An 18764-nucleotide genomic window follows, 5' to 3' on the forward strand; every position below is an offset into this window, starting at 1 on the left:
AACGGAACGGAACGCCCTACCGGAGCGGCGTGCCCACCGGGCTTCAGTCCCTCACCCTGCGTCGGCTTCTCCACTCGCTTCCGGGCTGAGTGCCACCACGGCTTCATCGGTGTATACGAGGAACGTCAGTGTCTGACGGAAGTAGAGCTCGATATCGGTCGCGTCATGCGCCGTGTATCCGATCGCCAGATCCTCGCCGAGTTTCAGCTCGAAGTCTCCGCCCCGCGTGGACAGCAGACATGCCCCGTCGAGCGCCGGTGCCCAGATCAGGTTGCCGTCCAGCATGCGCCCGAGATGCGCGGCGATCGGGTAACCGTGGTCGGAGGTCTCGCTCACGGCGGTGTACGCATCAGCGCCCAGCAGCAGCGAGTACGGGCCTCCGACACCGGCCAGGCGGAGTGTGGTCAAGGCACGGCTCACGGCATCCGGGAATGCGCGCGGCTCTGCCGGGAGCCTCACCACGGGATGGGACGTACGGCTGCGCAGCCCGTCGATGTGTGCCGCACGGTACCCGTCGAAAATGGCCCGGTCCTCGGCGAATGCCATGGCGCGCGCCGCATCCTTCACCGGCTGCCAGTCGGAATCCTTCGCCCCGCGGTCCACATCGTCGACCGCGGCCCGGCTCACCTTGAACGGCACCCGCAATTCGACCAGGGGCCGCGCCTCGCGCAGCCGTGCCGTCACGCCTGCACCCGGCGCCTCGATGCCGGACATATGCCCCGTTCCCACCGCCGCCAGCTCGGGTCCTTCGGGTTCGGAGACGTCCACGACCCGCCGGCCTGCAAGATTGCGGCGGAAGGTACGGCGGGCCTCATCCTCGATCTCCCCCCATGCCTGCGGGGGAATCGGGGCGAGTTCGCGGTGCAGATTGTTCATCGCGTGAGGCGTGGTCATGGTCAGACTCCTTTCAGGCTGCCAATTCCCAGGGAACCGTCGGCCGTTGCGCCGCCGGGCGCGGCCGGGAGGTCATCGAGGAAGTCGGCGGTCGGCACGTGGAACAGGCATCCGGTGACCGCTGTGGAGAAGTCGAGGATCCGGTCGTGCAGGCCGGGCCGATCATTCGTGAACATGTTCTTGAGCATCTGTTCGGTCACGTCAGGAGTGCGCGCGTAACCGATGAAATAGGTGCCGAACTCCCCCTGTCCGACGTTGCCGAACGGCATGTTCTCCCGAACGATCTTGCGTTCGTTTCCCGCTTCGTCGGTGATGGTGTTGAGTGCGACATGAGAGTCCGCAGGCTTGACATCATCGGGGAGTTCGATATTGGCCATCTTTGTTCTGCCGATAACTTTTTCCTGTTCGTCCGACGGCAGAGCATTCCAGGCCGCCAGATCGTGCAGGTAATTCTGAACAATCACATAGCTCCCTCCCTGAAATTCTGGGTCTTCGTCACCGATATACACAGCGTCGGCTGCGACACTCCCCTCGGGATTCTCACTGCCGTCGACAAAGCCGAGCAGATCGCGCTCGTCGAAGTATTTGAAAGCTTGCACTTCGTCGACCACCGTGACCGCTCCGCCGAGTCGCTCGGTGAGCAGGCGTGCCAGTTCGAAGCAGAGATCCATGCGTTGGGCCCGCACGTGGAAGAGGATGTCGCCGGGAGTGGACGGAGCACGGTGACTCCGGCCGGCCAACTCCACGAATGGATGCAGCTCTTGCGGGCGCGGTCCGCTGAAGAGCCGGTCCCAGGCCGCCGATCCGATGCCAACGACGCAGCCGAGCCCCTCGTTGGGCGCGCGGAATGCGACCGAACGCCGCAAAGCCGATACCTCCTCCAGCAGGCCACGAACCGTGTCTTCACCGCCCGGCCGGATGGTGACCACAAGGAACACGGCGGCTTTCGCCGGCAGGGCAATCACGGGCTGCAACTCAGGCACAGGAGCTTTCCTCCTCATTGGGCGCGCGCAGAACGGACAGGGACGCGACCGGCTCAGCCGGAACAGGGTGCCGTCTCACGAAGCGGCCGATCTCTTCTCCGACCTCGCCTTCCCCATTGTTCGATGTGTAGACATGGTGTCCCGAAAACAAGTCCGGTGCCTCCCGACCGGCCCGGCACAGCGGCCACGTTGCTCCGGGCCGGCCGGGAGCGCGAACGGGGGCGAGTCCGTCGGTCAGCCGGTGACGATTCCCGTGACGAGGTTGATGGTGGTGGCCAGGATGCTGGTCCCGAAGACGTAGGACAGCAGCGTGTGGCGCAGCACCACCGCACGAATCGTCGAACGTGAGACGTCGGTGTCGGACACCTGATAGGTCATGCCGAGGTTGTAACTGAAATAGAAGAAGTCCCGGTACGCCGGCGGCTGATCGGAGTTGAAGTCGATTCAGCCCGCGGAGGTGTAGTACAGGTACGCGTAACGGGTGGCGTACATCAAATGGAGCGCCGCCCAGGACATGAAGACCCCGCCGAGTGCGACCGCGGCCACGGAATGACCGGTGTCGGATTTGCCGAGCAGGAGCAGCAGCACGATGGCGACCAGCCCGCACAGCGCAGCGGCAACGACCACGAGTTCGTCGGTGACGGGCCGAAAATCCTCACGCCGGGCATTGTCGTGGTGGCCGTGGCGTTCATCGGCCACAGCACCATCCAGCCCGCGACGACGAAACCCAGTTCCGTCGCGGCGATGCCGGCGAGAACCCCCAACAGAATGCTGGTCGCCAACCCGACGACGATTCCGGCCACCGCTCCCATCACCACCGCACCACCGAGCCGGGGGACCGCGGACAGGGGCAGCCAGGTATTCACGGGCCGTAACAGTAGTCGTAGTCGTCCCGTGTCCGCAGTTGACGCGGCAAGGCCGACGAATACGTGGACACACAGGCGCGATTCAACGGTCGGAAATCCTGTCGGACGCAAGTGATATATACCGGACATGCCTTCTTCGCGCCGTCCCTTCTCCGCCGGGACCGGGCCTGGCCGCCGGCATTTCGTCGCAGGCGCGGCGCGAGCGCTCTCCCCGCGCGGCGCACTCACGCTGCACAAGGTGGACGGAGCGCTTCTCTTCGCCGTGCGCGCTGCCCTGGCCATGGCGCTGGTGGCGCTGCCGGTGGCACTGGCGGGACGGCCCGAGCTCGCCGTCTACGCCATGCTGGGCGCCTTCACCACCACGTTCGGGCGCAACCTGCCCTACCCGCGCCGCGCTCGCGTTCTCGCGCTGGTCGCGGTGGCCATGACGGCGTGCGTGGGCTGCGGTTCGGCGCTCGCCGCCTGGGTCCATCCGCGGACGTCAGGAGCCGGTGCCGCCGTGGTGGTCGCGGCGACTGCGGTGGTCGCCGGGCTGGCGAAGGGTGTCTGTGATGCGGCACGGCTGAGCGGGCTGGGTGCGGTCCTGCTGCTGTTCTCCTTCGCGGTGGCCGCCAACGGCTCGCCCGCTCCCGCCGATGTCCTCCCGCAGACCACGCTGGCCGCGGCCGGAGCGGCGGCCGCATGGGTGTGGGGCGTATCGGGCCGGCTCGTACACCCGGACCGTCCGCAGCGGCTTGCGGTGGCCACGGCCCTGCGTGAACTCGCGGAGCTGCTGGACACGGGAGGCGACGCCCGGCAGACGCGGCACCGGGCGACCGTCGCGGTCCTGCGCGCCTACCACTCCCTGGGCCTCATGCCGCCGACGCAAGCGCAGCAGGCCGGCCGGACCGGAACCTTTGTGCTCCTGACCGATCTGTCCTGGTCGCTGCTGGTCGGCTCCGCACGCCGGTTGCCCGACGATCCCGACACCACGGCACACCACCTGCGCCGGCAGGCCCGTCTCCTCACCGGCCGACGCCGACGGCTTCCCGCTGTCCTGCCCGAGCTGTCGTTCCCGTCTCCCCCTGCACAGGACGACGTGACGTACCGCGCGGCGGGGACCGCCGCGGCACCGGCCGGCCCCGTCGCCCGGCGCGCGTCCGAACTGCTGATGGGGAACAACCGCCCCGGTGGCTCCGACCCCATCGCCGTCCTGGCGGTTCCCGCACTGCGGATGGTCCTGGGCACCGGGTTCGCGGGTGGCCTGGCCGTGGTCCTGGGCCTGGAGCACGGCTACTGGGCGTCGATCTCGGCCGCCGCCGTGCTGCACTCGGTCAACGTCCGCACGACGGCGCAGCGTGCCGTCCAGCGCACCCTGGGCACGGCCGTCGGGCTGCTGCTCGCCCTCGGGGTGCTGGCCGCACACCCGGCTCCGGTGGCACTCGTCCTGGTGGTCGTACTCCTGGAATTTCTGCTGGAGTACGTCGTGGCCCGCAACTACGGCCTGGGCGTCGTCTTCCTCACGCCGCTGGCACTGCTGCTGAGCGACCTGGCCTCGCCCGCCCCTGCCGGGGCGCTCGTCCACGACCGGGTGCTGGGCAGCGTCCTGGGGATCGCCGTCGGGCTGGTCTGCGCGCTGATGGTGGTCCATGACCGTGCGGCGCTGCGGGTGGAGCGGGCGCTGACCGCGTGCACGGCGGCGGCCGAGCAGGCGGAGCGGTCGTTGTCCGGGCGCTTGGGGCCGCCGCCGACCGTCCAGGTGCAACTGGTGGTGGCGGTGGTGGAGTTGCGCGACGCCGACGACGCCGCAGCGGGCGAACTGTGGCCGGCGGGCATCGACCCCGCCGAACTCGCGACCGCCGAGCAGCGCGCCTACCTCCTGCTGGAGCGGCTCCAGCACCGGCGGTAGCACTCTCTGACAGGGCGGAAGGCAGAGGCCCAAGCCCAGACCCATACCTGCGCCCCTGCCCGTATCGCCGCTGACCTGTCGCAACGAAGACTGAGCACTCTCATCGAAGGTCGAGCAGCCGGCGTTGCCTCCAGCAAGTGCGTCACCCCAGCCGTCCACGAACACGAGCACCTCGGCCGTGGCATCGAACTCGCATTGCTCGCCGAGAAGCTGACGGACTCGCACACCCCCTCCGGCGTCGTCTCCGCCCCGGACAGAAGCCGCGGTCGAGCTGGAGCAGCTGCGCCGGCCACCGGGCTCAACCGGCCTGTGAGCGTGCAGGAGTTCGGCCCGATCGGCGCGGTCGCGGAGCGCGGCTCCCCGGTGGTTGCCCGCGTGCTGGTGGCACGGGCCCCGGATGCGCGTGGGCGCCCAGGAAACGGCTCAGACGACCATGACCCGGCGCCCGCGCGTGTGACCGGCCTGGCTGTCGATGTGCGCCGCCGCGGCCTCGGCGAGCGTGTACGACTTCTCGACCGGGATGTGGAGCTTCCCCCGCGAGATGAGGCCGACGGCCTCGGCGAGCGCTTCCGGCACGCTCCCGGCCACACCGGAGAATCGGACACCGAACTCCGGCGCACCGAGATCGGCGATGGATACCACCTTCTGCGGATCCCCGGTCAGCTCGACGAGCTCGTGGATCACGCCCGAGCCGGCCAGATCGAGAGCCGCGTCGACACGGCCGAGCTGCCGCACCCGCCCGACCCAGCCCTCGCCGTACGTCGTGGCGACGGCACCCAGGCTCCGCAGATAGTCCTGGTTCGCGGCCCCGGCCGTACCGATCACCGTGATGCCGCGGTCGCGGGCGATCTGCAGCACCGCCGATCCGACTCCCCCGGACGCACCGCTGACCAGCAGCGTCTGCCCGGACCGCACACCGACCTCGCGGATGATGCGCAGCGCGGTCTCCACCACGGAGGGGTACCCGGCCGCCTCTTCGAACGTCAGCCCCCCGGGCATACGGGCCCAGGCCGACAGCACGGCGAACTCGGCATAGGTGCTTGAGCCTTCGCCGAACACGTGGTCGCCGGGCTCGACCCCTTCGACGCCCTCACCGACCTCGTCCACCACCCCGGAGGCGTCGAGCCCGACCCCGGCGGGCAACTCGATCGGATGGGCCTTCAGCATCTGGCCTTCACGGACCCTCCAGTCGACGGGGTTCACACCCGCCGCCCGCACGGCGATGCGTATCTGGCCGGGGCCCGCATGGGGCTCCTCGGCGTCCACGAGTTGCAGAACGTCCGGACCGCCGAACTCGGCGAAGCTCACTCTCTTCATGCGGCAGACCGTAACACTAACGGTTAGTTTTTAAGAACCGTTCCGACTTTGCATCTGATAGTTTCAGGCCATGCCCGAGCCGTCCGGACGCCGCGAACGCAAGAAGGCCGCGACCCGCCAGAAGATCGCTGACACCGCGCTGCGACTCTTCCTGGAGCGCGGGTACGACGCGGTGGGCATCCGTGACGTGGCCGCTGAGGCCGACGTGGCCGTCACCACGCTCTTCTCCCACTTCGCCTCGAAAGAGGCCCTGGTGTTCGAGCAGGACGAAGACTTCGAGCAACGCCTCACGCAGGCGGTCACCGGCCGGGCGCCGCACGAGCCGCTCATCCCTGCGCTGCACCGCGAGATCCAGGCCCTGGTGCGACATTGCACGGCGGACGGCGCCGCCCCGATCTGGCGCCTGATCGACGGATCACCTGCCCTGCGGGAGTACGAGGAGTCGATGAGGCTGCGCCATGCAGAGTCGCTGGCAACGGCCATCGCCGCCGATCTCGACCTGTCACAGACCACAACGGCCTGCCGGGCGGTCGCGAGGTTCGCGATCGACGCCTATTCGCTGGCCCGCGAGGCGGCCGATCCGGAGGCCGCGGCGGACGAGATCTTCCGGATGATCGAGGCGGCCTGGGAGGCCGCCTGCCCATCTCGGCGTGCGCGAGGAACTGTTCCTCCAGGCAGGGCAGGGGCCGGTCGGGCTGTTACCAGTCGCTGAACGCCTGGTTTCGACTTCCATCTGCTTGAGCGGCTGGTTCGCCTCGTCCCGGATGAGGAGCTTCGGCTTGCCTGCCGGGACTTGACGCCAAAGGCGCTGAGCACGGGTTCGCCGTACGCGTGCGACGGTTCCCCCACCGTTCCCTCTGCCTCGATACTAGAATCGAACTAGTTGCGAATCGATACCACGCAGAAACGTGGAAGGGTTCCCTGTGGCCAAGAGCGACGAGCGCGTCACCTTCCAGCACGGCCAGGCGTTCCTGGCTGCGATCTCCGAGCGCTGGAACTATCAGATCCTGCGGGAGGTCTTCTTCGGCGTGCGCCGGTTCGGTGAGCTGAGGCGTGCGCTGGGGATCTCGGCGAACATCCTCACCGTGCGGCTCAGCACGCTCACCGAACTGGGGTTGCTGGAGAAGCGGGCGTACCGGTCCGACAAGCCGTGGTACGAGTACCAACTCACGGAGGCTGCCCGCGAGTTGGTCGTGCCGGCCGTCGTGGCGGTCACCCGGTGGGCGGAGGTCCGGGCCAGTGGCCAGGATCTCGACGGCCGGCCGCTGCTGCACACGGCGTGCGGAGACCGGACCGAACCGTATCTCGCGTGCAGCAGTTGCCAACAGCCCATCGAAGCTTCCGCCCTCGTGCCGCTCGACGCGGAGGCGTGAGGCGGGAACCCCGACAAGGTCGGTGCCGAATGAGGTCAGCGCCGAGATCGGCGCCTTCCTCGCCCCTGTCCACCGCGGCCCGGAAGGAACAGACGATGCCGCACACCGCAAGCCCCACGGCGCCCCCTGAGTGGGTGCTGCAGATCATGCACGAGATCGACACGCTCTCCTTCGGCGAAGGGTTCGCGCGCCTGGCCGACGACGCCGAGATGTACTTCGGAACCGCCCACGTGGTCGGGGCCGAGGCCATCAAGGCGTTCTTCGTCGCGATCGACGAGCCACTGGACATCGTCCACGACGTCCTTGAGTCCTGGACCACGGCTGACGGCGTCTGCTTCCTGCGCGGCGAGGCCACCATGGCGAAGAAGACCGAGCCCGGCAACATCGTGCGCGCCCCGTTCATGCACCTCTACCATCTCGACGACGGACAGCCCGCCCGCATCAAGACGCTGCGCATCACCGCAGGACCACTGAAGACGGACGCCGTCCTGTAGACCTGCGCCGGGCCACCGGGCGGGCCGCAGCCCGGTGGTCAACCGGAGCTGCGGCCCTCGCGCGGGTGCGGCCCGGCGCGTCAGTGGCAGCGCTTGGCCTTGCGGCGGTATGCCTCCGCCTTCTTGTCGCGGGACCGCGCCTTCTTCTTGTAGGCGATGGCCTTCTTCTTGTGGCCCAGTCACATCTCGTGCCTCGCTTCGGCCTCGTATCTGTCGGACCTGAGCCGGTACTCGTTCGCCTTGTGCATCAGCTTGTACGGGTTACAGCGGCTGTGGCCGGACAGCTCCGGGGCGGATGCCGTGACGGCTGCGGACTGGGCGGCACTCGCCGATGACGTGCCGAGGGCGGCCGGTCCCGTCACCGCCACCGCGGCAATGGCCACGGACGCGAGTACACGGCCGAAGCTAGGCATAGAGTCCCATCGCGGTGGGCCAGTTGTCGTCGAGCCGCTGTGCGAGGCTCACGGACGCGGTGAGGTGGGTGCCCGCCTGCTCGGCGCGGCCCGCGTACAGTTCGGCGGCTCCCGGTCCGCCCAGGGCCCGCCTCTTCGCGGCGGTCCGCGCGGCCGTCGCCGAGGTGCAGGACCTCGGCGAACCAGGCGTGGCCCTGCCGGTAGCGGCCTTGGGAGATGTCGGTGATGCCCAGGCAGTTCCGCAGGGCGGCGGCCATCCGCGGGTCGCGGGCCGCGTCCGCTTGGGCGAGCGCGGTACGCAGGGCGGTGCGGCACTCGTGGTAGCGGCCCCGGAGGGCGAGGTAGTCGCTCAGCGCCTCGGCGATCCAGCACGCCTGGTCGGCTTCGTCGGCAGGCTCCGGCGGGCTTAGGGTCTCTCGTTCGGGTCGTACCGGCCTCGTGGAGGGCCTCGGCGACACCCGTCCTGACGACGCCCGTCCCGGCACGGGCCTTCTCCCCGCCGGGCGGCCGTCGACCTGGCCTGGCGGCCGCGCGCTGGAACGCGTCAGACCGATGCCGTATACGGCCGGTGTTCCGGCAGCCACGCCTGGGCGAAGGAGACGGCGTCGGCCAGGGAGAGCAGCCGGGAATCGGCCGCCCCTACCTTGCCCCGCTGCGCCGGCCGGACCTTTTCGAAGGCCGCGCCCAGCTCGTCGAAGCGGTCCTCGTCGACCGCGGTGTCGCGCACGGTGATCCAGCGGCGGCCCTGTGGGGTCATGGCCGCGAAGGAGTTGTCGGCCTGCGGCGCGGGTATCCGGTACTCGGCCAGATGGAATGCCGTGCAGGAGTCAAATCCCGCTCCCAGCAAGAGAATTCGCGCCCCGGCTTCTTCCAGGCGGGCGAGCGGGCTGCGTTCGCCGAAGCGGCAGTCCGGCGCGTGGCCCTCCACGACCGCGGCGGCGCGCGGGCCGACGGCCGCGAAGGAAGTCTGCGGGTGAGCGCTGCGCACGGCGCCCGGCCAGTCGCGGACGGTCTCCGGGATGACGCCGACGCCGCGGACGGGTGTGGTCCGCCGGTCATAGGCCGGCATCGACGCACGGATGTCCGCCCACCACGCCTCGGGGACGGGGGGATGTCCCCAGTCCGACGGGTCCGAGTTGCCGCCGGAGTGCGTCGGCACCACCAAGGTCCCGTCGGCCCCGAGCACGTCGAGCAACGCCTGGACGACGGCGACCGGGCCGCCGCTGACCCAGCCGAGCGAGCTGAGCGAGGAGTGCACGAGAAGGGTCTCACCGGAGCGCAGGCCGAGGTCACGCAGCTCGGAGGCGAGCGAGTCGCGGGTACACATCGGGCCGGGCGGGAACGTCGTCGACATATCCGGCGAGTATGCCCGGCCAGGGATCCACGGACCACTGGATCAGGCAGTACCCGCACGACGCCGGCCGCCGTCACTGGTACCGCCGTTCAGCGCCGCGCCCTGCTCCGCTGGAGCGTCCGCCGCGCCGTGACGGCAGGCTGACGGGTACACGCGGGCGGGCCGCCACCGGCCTGTTCAGGGATCTTCGTGCTCAGGCCCGGCGGTCCCGTACCGCTCGGGCGATCAGATCGTGAACGAGGTGCCGGGTTCGGCGGTCCGGACGGCGAGTTGCGGGGCGGGGGCACCGACGCAGGCGAGGGCGTCCCGGTCGAGGGTGAGTTCACCGGCGGCGGGAGGGCGCAGGATCTTGCCGCCCCTGCTGCGGTGGCGATGTGGGTGCCGCGCAGCGTTGACCGGATGGGCCAGTTCGACTCCTACGCCGACGTGGACGAGATCGCTCCGCGGCCGCTGCTGATCACCGGATCCGAGGCGTTCGCGCTGCACCACAGCCGGGACGCGGTCGAGAAGGTGGGCGGCGCCGACGGGTCGTTCACGGTCGAGGGTGCGGCCCGCGTCGGCCGCTCGACGAGGACGGGGCCGTCACTCCGGCCGTCGCCGAGCCGGCCGCCTTCGTCGGCAAGCGCTTGCGACAGCCGCGCCGTTCAACGGCGTCGGCACCCTGCGCCCCTGCCCTTCCCGGAGGCGCCTGTCGTCAGCTCTTCCGGTCAACTGCCTTGCACACCCGTCGGATCCGGTGCCGGGCAAAGGAAAGGCCAGGTGAGAGCGGCCAATTGCCCCCCTGGCCGACGGCGGTGACACAGCGACCGCCCCGCCCTTGCGCATGGCGGATGAACGGCGGAAGCCCCCGTTCGGGGAACAGTTCCCGTACCCGGTCCTCCCGGCCAATCTCAAACGGAGGCGCGGCGGCCGCGTGGTGCCGCAACCGAGCGCCTCGCGAGCGGCGTTGAGAAGCGGGATGCGGCCCGCCGGACGCTCCGGACATGCGCAGATGCCGGAAACCCGGCCGGACGGTACGCTGTTCCGCTCCGCCCGCGGCCCTTGACCTGCGGAATTCCCTCCCGCGTGTGACGGCATCAGAAATGGCGTGAACGACGCCATCCGCCAGTATTTTTACAGAGGGACTACTGTTTCATTACTTCGACTTGACTAATCTGAGGGTGCTGGGCACGTTCCCCACCTGCGGCATCAGGGGGCGCGCCCCGCGCATGGAAGTGGCCGGGGCGCCCTGCCCTGACAGGCACGGTCCCCGGCCACTCGGCACGTGACGTCATGACGCCGACCCCGGCTTTGGCAGGCATCGGGTCGGCAATGAAGCGAGTCAACGCGACCAACATCGGAGGGTACCGTGAATCACCCGCACCGGCTACGGGCTGCGCTCGAAGAGGACGGCACGACACCTCTCATCGGCGTCTTCGACATGTTCTCCGCCTCCGTGGCGGCCCAGCACTACGACGGCATGTTCGTCTCCGGCTTCGGCTTCGCCGCCTCCCACTACGGGCTGCCCGACATCGGCTTCATCGCCTGGCCCGACATGGTGGCCTTCGTCCAGCGGCTGCGACTGGCCTTCCCCCGGCAGCACCTGCTCGTCGACATCGACGACGGATACGTCGACCCGGAGACGGCCTGCCATGTGGTGCAGCAACTGGAAGCCATCGGAGCCTCCGGCGTCATCCTGGAGGACCAGCAACGGCCCCGCCGCTGCGGCCACGTCGACGGCAAGCAGGTGCTCCCGCTGGAGGAGTACCTGGACAAGCTGAACCTGGTCCTGGAGTCCCGCCGGGACCTGCTCGTCGTCGCCCGCACCGACGCCACCGACGAGGCCGAAATCCTCAGACGGGCCGAGGCGTTGGCCAAGACCGACGCCGACGTGATCCTGGTGGACGGCGTGCGCAGCGTCGAGCGGATCCACCGGGTACGCGAGGTCATCGGTGACAAGCCGCTGCTCTTCAACCAGATCGCCGGCGGCAAGTCGCCCCGCCTGTCGCTGAGCGAACTCACCGCGCTCGGCGTCGACGTGGCCATCTACAGCACCCCGTGCCTGTTCGCCGCCCAGACCGCGATCGACCAGGCGCTCTCGGTGCTGAAGGAGGACGACGGTCGCCTGCCGGAGCACTCTCCGCAGAGCGTCGGCGTCGCCGACTGCCTGGCCCTGCTGGAGAAGAACATCAGCCGCTCGCACGGCAGGGTTCCGGCCGCCCGGTGACCCGCGCGCCCCGTTGACCCGGCAGGCATCCGGTCACGGCCGCCCCGGGCGGGAAACCTCCGCCCGGGGCGGCCGCCGGGACCGCCTCACACCCTTGGGGAACACCATGTCCAGCTGGCCGCGCGGCGCGGTGCGCCGCATCGACTGGTACCTCGTCGCACTGTTCGCCGTCATCGGATGCGCGACCCTCCTGCCCGCCTCCGGGGCGACCGCCGACGGCCTGGCCCTGACCGCCCGTGTCATGGTCGGGCTGCTCTTCTTCCTCTACGGAGCGCGGCTCTCCCCCCGCGCCGCCTACGACGGCCTGCGGCACTGGCGGCTGCATCTGCCCATCCTCGCCCTGACCTTCCTCGTCTTCCCGCTGGCCGGGATGGCCGTCGGCCTGCTGCCGCACTCGGTGCTCGGCGGCGACCTCGCGACGGGCATCCTGTTCCTGAGCGTGCTGCCCTCGACCGTCCAGTCGTCCGTCGCGCTCACGTCCATGGCCCGTGGCAACGTCGCCGCCGCCATCTGCTCCGCGTCATTCTCCACCCTGCTCGGCGTGGTGCTCACCCCGCTGCTGGCCGTCCTGTTGCTCCAGCAGGGCACGTCCGGCGGCCTGACGTTCGCCCCTTCCCAGGCACGGGACGTCGTCCTCCAGCTCCTGGCGCCCTTCCTCGTCGGCCAAGTGGCGCGGCGCTGGATCGCCGGATGGATCCAGCGGCACCGCCTGCTGACCACCCTCTGCGACCGTGGCTGCATCCTGCTCGTCGTCTACTCCGCTTTCAGCCAGGGCATGACAGCCGGCATCTGGCAGCGGATCCCCCCGGCGCGGCTCATCACGCTGGCGCTGGTGTGTCTCCTGCTGCTCGGGGTCGCCCTGGCTCTCACCTACGGCACCACGCGCCTCCTCCGGCTGCCGCGCGAGGACCGGGTGACCGCCGTCTTCGCCGGATCCACCAAGAGCCTGGCCGGCGGTCTGCCGATCGCCACCGTCCTGCTCCCGGAGAGCGAACTCGGCCTCCTCGTCCTCCCGTTGATGCTTTACCACACCCTCCAGCTGGTGCTGTGCACCTGGCTGGCCCGCCGCTGGCCGTCAGCCGACGTGCCCGATACCCCCGCCCCGTCTCTCGTGGCGGCCGCACCGAGGGAACGGCCAGGGTGATCGGCCCGCGTCGTTCCACGCCGCTCGTGCGGCCCGGGGAAACGAACCGCTCCGGGCCGCACGACGAGTTCCGCATCCGGCACGCCAGGCTGCGAGTTCACCGGTTCGTGTGGCACGCGCTGCCCGCCGCGTCCGCGCCGCTGCTGGACATCACCGCCGAGCAGCACGCGGCCTGGCCGGTACGCCTCTTCGCCTCCTGATCCACCCGCACCGACCACGAATCACCGGAGCCCCCATACACCTCGACCACGACCATGCCTACCCCGAGCGGCACAGCTACAGCGCCGCCGCCCTGACCCGCCCCGACGGGAGGCGCCGGGCACTGCGCATCGGCCTGGGCGGTCCGGTGGGCACCGGCAAGACCGCCACCGTCGCGGCGCTGTGCCGCGCGCTGCGCGGGGAACTTTCCCTCGCGGTGGTCACCAATGACATCTACACCCGCGAGAACGCCGAATTCCTGCTGCGCGAGGCGGCACTGCCCGCCGAGCGCATCCAGGCCGTCGAGACCGGCGCCTGCCCGCACACCGCCATCCGCGACGACATCTCCGCCAACCTGGAGGAGGAGCGCATCGTGACCCCGTCCACGTCCTTGTGCGGAGCGATGGCTTCGAATGCGGCCCGTTCGTCGATGTGCGGGCCGACGGGGTGCTACAGCAGAGTGCCGTACACGTCGGGGTCCTGCGACAAGGCCGTGAGGGCGTCGACCAGCTCTGCCGTGGTGGTCGTGGACGGCAGCGCGAGGTGCCGGGATCGGATGCCCGCTTTTTCGCATCGGGCGCGCTTCATGCGGACGTAGGTCACGGATGCGGGATCGTCCCCCACCAGCACGGTCGCCAAGCACGGTTCCACGCCGGTCTGTTGCGCGAAGGCCGCTGCGGTGGCCACGCTGCGTTCGACGGTGCGGCGGGCGAGGCTGGTGCCGTCCATGAGACGGGCGGTCCTGGTCCGGGGCACGGGGCTGCTCCTGCACGTTCGCGGTGACTCGCCCGGGCGCACGGCACTGACGGGAACCGTCGGGCCGCTCCCCGGTGGCGCCCCCTCAGCGCCAGTCACGGCCTGAAAGCCATGGTAAGGACACGAACGGCGAGCGCCATGGGCCAGCGATGGTGAGCGGGGACGGCGATCAGCCGACTCCCTCTCGACCAGCAACTCGACTCCCTGCGTGCGGTGTTGTCCCGTAACGACGCGCAGGCGGCAGTGCCGGCGCTACGCCTCGCCTCCGGTCTCAGCGTCGTTCCGCGCCGCCTTGAGGTCGGCCTTTTTCACCTTGTTTCCGCAGGTCGCCATGGAGCACCAGCGCCGTCGCCCGCCGCGGCCGGTGTCCATGAAGAGTCCGGCCGGGCCACTCCCGCGGGACGCGGAGCCCGAGATCCCGGCACGACGATTTCCGTTGTCTTACGCGGGCATTCCAGCAAACCCTTGACGCCGCGCGGCGGCCACTGTGGGATCCTCGCTATTGGTCATACAGCCAATAGCGCTGGGGTCACGGAGGCTCCGCTGCTTCTCGGGAGGACGCGATGGCGACCGAAGACCTGACGGACACCGCAGGGAACACTGCGGGCGTGGCCGCGGACCAGGCCGGTCAGCTGGAAGCCCACGGGATCGACCACATCCCCGACGGTGAGCGCCACGGCCGCCCCCGGCAGCTCTTCTCGGTGTGGGCGGCGCCCAACGTGAGCTATCTGAGCCTGGTGGTGGGTGGCGCCCTGGTCCTCATGGGGCTCACACTCGGGCAGGCTCTGGTGGTCATCGTGGCCGGCAACCTGCTGTGGGGGCTCACCGGCGTCCTGGCCGTCAGCGGACCGGCCGCGGGCACGACGGGCTCGGTCATCTCCCGTGCGATGTACGGGACCGTCGGGAACAAGGTCGTCATCGCGCTCACCGGCTGGCTGATCTCCGCGGCCTACCTGGCGCTCAACTGGTCCGCCGCCTCGGTCGCCGGTATCGGCCTGGCCGGGCGCATCGGAGCGCCGGACAGCCCCGTGGTCGACGCCGTGATCATCTGTGGGATCGCCGCGGCCACCCTCGTGGTCGGCGTGTACGGCCACGCCACGATCGTGCGGCTCCACGCCGTGCTGAGCGTCGCCCTCACCCTCGTGTTCGTGGTGGTCAGCGGGTATGTGCTGGGGCACACCGACTGGTCGTACCGCCCCGCCGAGCCGCTGCACGGCGCCGGGCTGTGGGTGACGCTGGCCGGCGGCTTCGCGCTGATCGCCTCCACCCCTCTGTCGTACGGCAACAGCCCCGACCTGGCGCGCTATCTGCCGCGCGGCAGCAAGCCGGTGGCGGTGGCCGGCTGGACCGCGCTCGGGGCCTTCCCGCCGAGCGTGCTGTTCACCGGCATCGGCGCCCTCGCCGCCACCACCCTCGACATGAGCGACCCGCAGGCGGCGCTGGAGAAGATCCTGCCGGGCTGGTTCGTCCCGGTGTTCGTCATCGCGGTCGTCCTCAACACCGTGGCCAACAACGGCCTGACCGCGTACAGCGCGGGCCTCACCCTCCAGTCGATCGGCGTGCGCCTCGGCCGGGTCCTCGCCGTGCTGATCATCGGCGTGCCGGCCACCGCGATGACGCTCTACGCCCTCCTCCTTTTCGACTTCCTGACCAGCGTGAACACCATGCTGGAACTCGTCGTGGTGGTCACCGGACCGTCCGTCGGTGTGTACGTCACCGACATCTGCATCTGCCGCAACCGCTACGACGGCAGGCAGCTGCTCGACGAGCGGCGCGGCAGCCCGTTCTGGTACGACGCGGGAGTGAACCGGGCGGGTGTGGCGGCGTTTCTCTCCGGTGCCGCGGCCGGGGTGCTGTGTGTCCGCACGAGCTTCTGGACAGGGCCCGTCGCGTCGTTGTCCGGTGGCGCGAACCTGTCACTCGTCGGAGGACTGGTGGTCTCCGCGGCTGTCTACTGGGGGCTGGGCCGCACCCGGCGCCGCTCGGTGATCACCGTGCCGGGCAGCTGACCGCCACTCCCGCCGTCGTCCGCACATTCCCTACGAGAAGAAGGCCGTCCATGCATGCCGATGTCCTTGTCCGCGTGGCGCACGTCGAGACGCTCGACGACGCCCATGACCCCGCGCAGCCCGCGTCGCAGGTCGTTGCGGTGCGCGACGGGCGCATCCTCGCCGTCGGCGGCGAAGAAGTGGCCGCGTCCTTCCGCGGCCCCGCGACCGCGGTGCACGACTTCCCGGGCGGCGTGCTGCTGCCGGGGCTGACCGACGCGCACGCGCATCCGGTATGGGGGTCGAGCGAGACCGGCAGCGGCATCGACCTGTCCGGCGCCGACAGCCTGGAGGCGGTTCTCGCCACCGTCGCCGACGCGCTGCGCGAGCGCCCGGACGACGCCTGGGTCACGGGATACGGCCTCGACCTGAACCACTTCCCCGGCACGCCCGGCGGAGCGGTACTCGGGGAACGCTTCCCCGGACGCGCCATCTCCTTGATGACCCGGGACGCGCACGCCCTCGTGGTGAGCCCGCGCGTGGTGGAGCTCGCCGGTCTGACCGGCCGCGAGACGTTCGGCGACACGTCCTCCGTCGAGGTCGGCGCCGATGGCCGCCCCACCGGCCACGTCGTCGAACTCCAGGCGATGGACCTGGTCTTCGCGCACTACCCCGAAGTCCCCGTCGGCACCGCGGCCGGGTACGTGCTGGCCCTCGTCCTCGAAGAAGCCGGCAGCGTGGCGGAGGCCGTCGAGATCGTCCGCAGCGCCCCGATTGCCTCATCGGGCTCGTTCACCGTCTTCGACGCCACCGATGCCGTCCTCCTCGACCTCAGCCCCGACGGCGTGTTCGCGCTCGAACCCGACAACGGCACTCTCGTGCGCACCAACCACTTCCTCACACCGACCCCGGCGGCGAATGAGAAGACCTGGCTCTACCAGCCGGACTCCGGCAATCGCTACGCACTCATCCAGCAGCGCCTCACGGACACCGCCCCGCCCCGGTCCGCCGACGAACTCGTCGCCCTCCTCGTATCGGGCGAGGGCGAAGCGGCCCTCACCTGCCTGCCCGACATGAGCCTCCCCGAAGGGCAGCGGTGGGCGAGCCTCGCCACGGTCATCCTCGAACCCGCCGCCCGCACCGCCCGCATCCTGGACGGCACCCCGGCCGACGCCGTCACCCGCCCCTGGCGGTTCCTCCACGCCCAGGACAACGGCGGTGACAGGACCACCACTTGACTCCCGGGAGAGGCCGATGCCGTGCGCACTCCCCGCATGATTGCATAGCGCCTGCAAGGAAAATCCGTCCGCTCCGAGGGCGGCACCGGCGTCGGCCGGTGGCGGGGAACCAGGGAGGCAGCAGTGGCGAACGTCGTTTTGGTGCACGGGGCTTGGGGAGACGGGTCGGTCTGGCAGGGGGTGACGGCCGTCCTCCAGCGCCAGGGGCACCGGGTCCTGGCCCTGGACCTGCCGCTGACCTCCCTGGAAGCCGACATCGCCTGGACGAGGCGGCAGTTGGCGACCCTCGACGGACCGGTGACGCTGGTCGGGCACTCCTACGGCGGCGTGGTGATATCCGGCGCCGCACACCAGAACGCCCAGGTCACCGCGCTGGTGTTCGTCGCGGCCTACGCACCCGACACAGCCGAGACGCTCATGACGCTCAACGAGCACGGCGGGGCGTCCCCCGGCAGCGCCGCGATCCGGTTCGGCGAAGACGGCTGGACAACCCTCGACCCCGACCTGTTCGGTGAGGCACTCGGAGCCGATCTCCCGGAGGCGACGATCCGGACGCTGGCGGCCGCCCAGAGGCCGACCCACAGCACGTGCTTCTCCAGCCCCTCCGGACACGGCGCATGGCGCGACCTGCCATGCGCCTACGTCCTCTCCGTCGACGACCAGATCCTCGACCCCGGGCTCCAGCGATGGCTGGCCGAACGGACGAACGCCACGCTCACCGAACTGCCCGCCGGCCACCTCTCGCCCGTCTCGCGTCCCGATGAGGTGGCCGCCGCCATCTACGGGATGCTCGACGGCGACAAGTCGGCTGAGCCGGTGCGAGCTTGACACCACGTCAGCTCACGCATGGGCGGCTGCCCCGGCAAGGGAACGCAGATCGGTGATCCGGTATCCGCGGGCGTGGAGGGCGTCGATGAGGCGTGGCAGGGCCTGCACGTCCAGAGCGGGCCCGTGTCCTTCGGGAGTACCGACGTGCATCTGGATGATCTCGCCCGGCGTCAGGTCGGCCAGGGCCCGGTCGACCGCCTTCCCGACCGTCATGCCGCCTGCCGTCCCGAGGTAGCCGTTGGTGTCGGCGGTGAACTCGATGTCCGCGTAGCCCAGCGCGTTGACGTCGGCGATACGCCGCGGCGTGGTGGCGCTGTAGGGGAAGCGGAAGAACGGCAGCGGCGTCGCCCCGCTCGCCCGGCGGATGGCCCGGTCCGCCCGCAGGACCTCGTCCGCGGCTTGCCGTGTCGTGAGATCGCCGAACTGTCGGTGGCTGTAGGAGTGGTTGGCGATCCCCTGCTCTGCGGCCATCGCCCGCACCGCTCCCGGATGGCGTTCGGCGAACCGCCCGGTGAGAAAGAACGTGGCCGGCTCCCTCCGTCCGCGCAGTACGGCCAGCGCCTCAGCCACGCCGGTCTCGTCCCACGCCGCGTTGAACGTCAGCGCGACCACCCGCCGCGTCGTGGGAATCCGCCGGATTTCGGAACCGAAGAGTTTGCCCACCGGTCCAGGAGCCCATCGCGCGGGCGCCAGGGCGGCAGATCCGGGCCCTGTCGATCCGGACCGTGCCGCGGAGTCCGTCACCGTGGTGAGCGGTGCGGTACGCACAGGACGGCCGGCCGGTGCGGCAGCGGTCTCCACGACGAGGAGCGCGGCGGCGACCG

At 70.3% G+C, this 18764-nt stretch carries 17 protein-coding genes and 3 pseudogenes; 11 read left to right on the forward strand and 9 right to left on the reverse strand.

Annotated features, from left to right (window positions below):
• Window positions 1-51 precede the first annotated feature (51 nt).
• From LIU39_RS01945 to LIU39_RS01955, 3 genes and pseudogenes are all read right to left on the reverse strand, one after another.
• Window positions 52-876, reverse strand: a complete 825-nt coding sequence (locus tag LIU39_RS01945) for a family 1 encapsulin nanocompartment shell protein (protein WP_227043843.1) — start codon at window positions 874-876, stop codon at window positions 52-54.
• A gap of 20 nt (window positions 877-896) precedes the next feature.
• Window positions 897-1877 (reverse strand): Dyp-type peroxidase, encoded by a 981-nt coding sequence (locus tag LIU39_RS01950; RefSeq protein ID WP_227043845.1) that lies wholly within the window; start codon window positions 1875-1877, stop codon window positions 897-899.
• 234 nt (window positions 1878-2111) lie between these two features.
• Window positions 2112-2689: pseudogene (locus LIU39_RS01955) on the reverse strand (DUF1345 domain-containing protein).
• Window positions 2690-2870: 181 nt separating this feature from the next.
• Between LIU39_RS01955 and LIU39_RS01960 the strand changes: the two are divergent.
• On the forward strand, window positions 2871-4631 hold the full coding sequence (locus tag LIU39_RS01960; protein WP_308409332.1) for an FUSC family protein: 1761 nt from the start codon (window positions 2871-2873) through the stop codon (window positions 4629-4631).
• A gap of 423 nt (window positions 4632-5054) precedes the next feature.
• Here the strand turns inward: LIU39_RS01960 and LIU39_RS01965 are convergent, their stop codons facing one another.
• Window positions 5055-5948 (reverse strand): NADP-dependent oxidoreductase, encoded by an 894-nt coding sequence (locus tag LIU39_RS01965; RefSeq protein ID WP_227043848.1) that lies wholly within the window; start codon window positions 5946-5948, stop codon window positions 5055-5057.
• Between the two features lie 70 nt (window positions 5949-6018).
• On the opposite strand from LIU39_RS01965, the gene LIU39_RS01970 reads away from it, so the two are divergent.
• The 3 genes from LIU39_RS01970 to LIU39_RS01980 all read left to right on the forward strand — a co-directional run bounded on the left by LIU39_RS01970 (window position 6019) and on the right by LIU39_RS01980 (window position 7815).
• Window positions 6019-6660 (forward strand): TetR/AcrR family transcriptional regulator, encoded by a 642-nt coding sequence (locus LIU39_RS01970; RefSeq protein ID WP_227043851.1) that lies wholly within the window; start codon window positions 6019-6021, stop codon window positions 6658-6660.
• A gap of 196 nt (window positions 6661-6856) precedes the next feature.
• Entirely contained in the window at window positions 6857-7321 is a 465-nt protein-coding gene (locus LIU39_RS01975) for a winged helix-turn-helix transcriptional regulator (protein WP_227043853.1), read from the forward strand.
• Window positions 7322-7416: 95 nt separating this feature from the next.
• Window positions 7417-7815, forward strand: coding sequence for a nuclear transport factor 2 family protein (locus LIU39_RS01980; protein ID WP_227043855.1), 399 nt, complete (start codon window positions 7417-7419; stop codon window positions 7813-7815).
• 957 nt (window positions 7816-8772) lie between these two features.
• Here LIU39_RS01980 and LIU39_RS01985 read toward each other — a convergent pair.
• Window positions 8773-9582, reverse strand: coding sequence for an AAC(3) family N-acetyltransferase (locus tag LIU39_RS01985; RefSeq protein ID WP_227043858.1), 810 nt, complete (start codon window positions 9580-9582; stop codon window positions 8773-8775).
• A gap of 225 nt (window positions 9583-9807) precedes the next feature.
• Window positions 9808-10071, reverse strand: a complete 264-nt coding sequence (locus LIU39_RS01990; RefSeq protein WP_227043860.1) for a hypothetical protein — start codon at window positions 10069-10071, stop codon at window positions 9808-9810.
• An 859-nt stretch (window positions 10072-10930) separates the two neighbouring features.
• Here LIU39_RS01990 and LIU39_RS01995 point away from each other — a divergent pair.
• The 4 genes and pseudogenes from LIU39_RS01995 (at window position 10931) to LIU39_RS02010 (ending at window position 13728) form a co-directional block, all read left to right on the forward strand.
• Window positions 10931-11788, forward strand: a complete 858-nt coding sequence (locus LIU39_RS01995; protein ID WP_227043862.1) for an isocitrate lyase/PEP mutase family protein — start codon at window positions 10931-10933, stop codon at window positions 11786-11788.
• 106 nt (window positions 11789-11894) lie between these two features.
• Window positions 11895-12932 carry a bile acid:sodium symporter family protein gene (locus LIU39_RS02000; RefSeq protein WP_227043864.1) on the forward strand — a complete coding sequence of 346 codons (1038 nt, stop codon included), beginning with the start codon at window positions 11895-11897 and terminating at the stop codon, window positions 12930-12932.
• A 116-nt stretch (window positions 12933-13048) separates the two neighbouring features.
• Window positions 13049-13132: pseudogene (locus LIU39_RS35455) on the forward strand (urease accessory protein UreF); the annotation flags it as partial.
• A 35-nt stretch (window positions 13133-13167) separates the two neighbouring features.
• Window positions 13168-13728 carry a GTP-binding protein gene (locus LIU39_RS02010; protein WP_227044220.1) on the forward strand — a complete coding sequence of 187 codons (561 nt, stop codon included), beginning with the start codon at window positions 13168-13170 and terminating at the stop codon, window positions 13726-13728.
• Here the strand turns inward: LIU39_RS02010 and LIU39_RS02015 are convergent.
• Both LIU39_RS02015 and LIU39_RS35460 read right to left on the reverse strand, forming a co-directional pair.
• Window positions 13647-13859, reverse strand: a pseudogene (locus LIU39_RS02015) (tetrahydrofolate dehydrogenase/cyclohydrolase catalytic domain-containing protein); the annotation flags it as partial. The gene LIU39_RS02010 and the pseudogene LIU39_RS02015 sit on opposite strands and share 82 nt — an antisense overlap.
• A gap of 279 nt (window positions 13860-14138) precedes the next feature.
• Window positions 14139-14258 (reverse strand): CGNR zinc finger domain-containing protein, encoded by a 120-nt coding sequence (locus tag LIU39_RS35460; protein WP_227043866.1) that lies wholly within the window; start codon window positions 14256-14258, stop codon window positions 14139-14141.
• A gap of 191 nt (window positions 14259-14449) precedes the next feature.
• Here LIU39_RS35460 and LIU39_RS02025 point away from each other — a divergent pair, with 191 nt between their 5' ends.
• The 3 genes from LIU39_RS02025 to LIU39_RS02035 all read left to right on the forward strand — a co-directional run bounded on the left by LIU39_RS02025 (window position 14450) and on the right by LIU39_RS02035 (window position 17940).
• On the forward strand, window positions 14450-15895 hold the full coding sequence (locus LIU39_RS02025) for a purine-cytosine permease family protein (RefSeq protein WP_227043868.1): 1446 nt from the start codon (window positions 14450-14452) through the stop codon (window positions 15893-15895).
• A gap of 50 nt (window positions 15896-15945) precedes the next feature.
• Window positions 15946-17112, forward strand: coding sequence for a C45 family autoproteolytic acyltransferase/hydrolase (locus LIU39_RS02030; protein ID WP_227043869.1), 1167 nt, complete (start codon window positions 15946-15948; stop codon window positions 17110-17112).
• A gap of 123 nt (window positions 17113-17235) precedes the next feature.
• Entirely contained in the window at window positions 17236-17940 is a 705-nt protein-coding gene (locus LIU39_RS02035; protein ID WP_227043871.1) for an alpha/beta fold hydrolase, read from the forward strand.
• Between the two features lie 12 nt (window positions 17941-17952).
• Here the strand turns inward: LIU39_RS02035 and LIU39_RS02040 are convergent, their stop codons facing one another.
• Window positions 17953-18708 (reverse strand): polysaccharide deacetylase family protein, encoded by a 756-nt coding sequence (locus tag LIU39_RS02040; RefSeq protein WP_372463788.1) that lies wholly within the window; start codon window positions 18706-18708, stop codon window positions 17953-17955.
• Window positions 18709-18764 lie beyond the last annotated feature (56 nt).

Origin of the sequence: Streptomyces pinistramenti, from assembly GCF_020564935.1 — a bacterium.
GTDB lineage: Bacteria > Actinomycetota > Actinomycetes > Streptomycetales > Streptomycetaceae > Streptomyces > Streptomyces pinistramenti.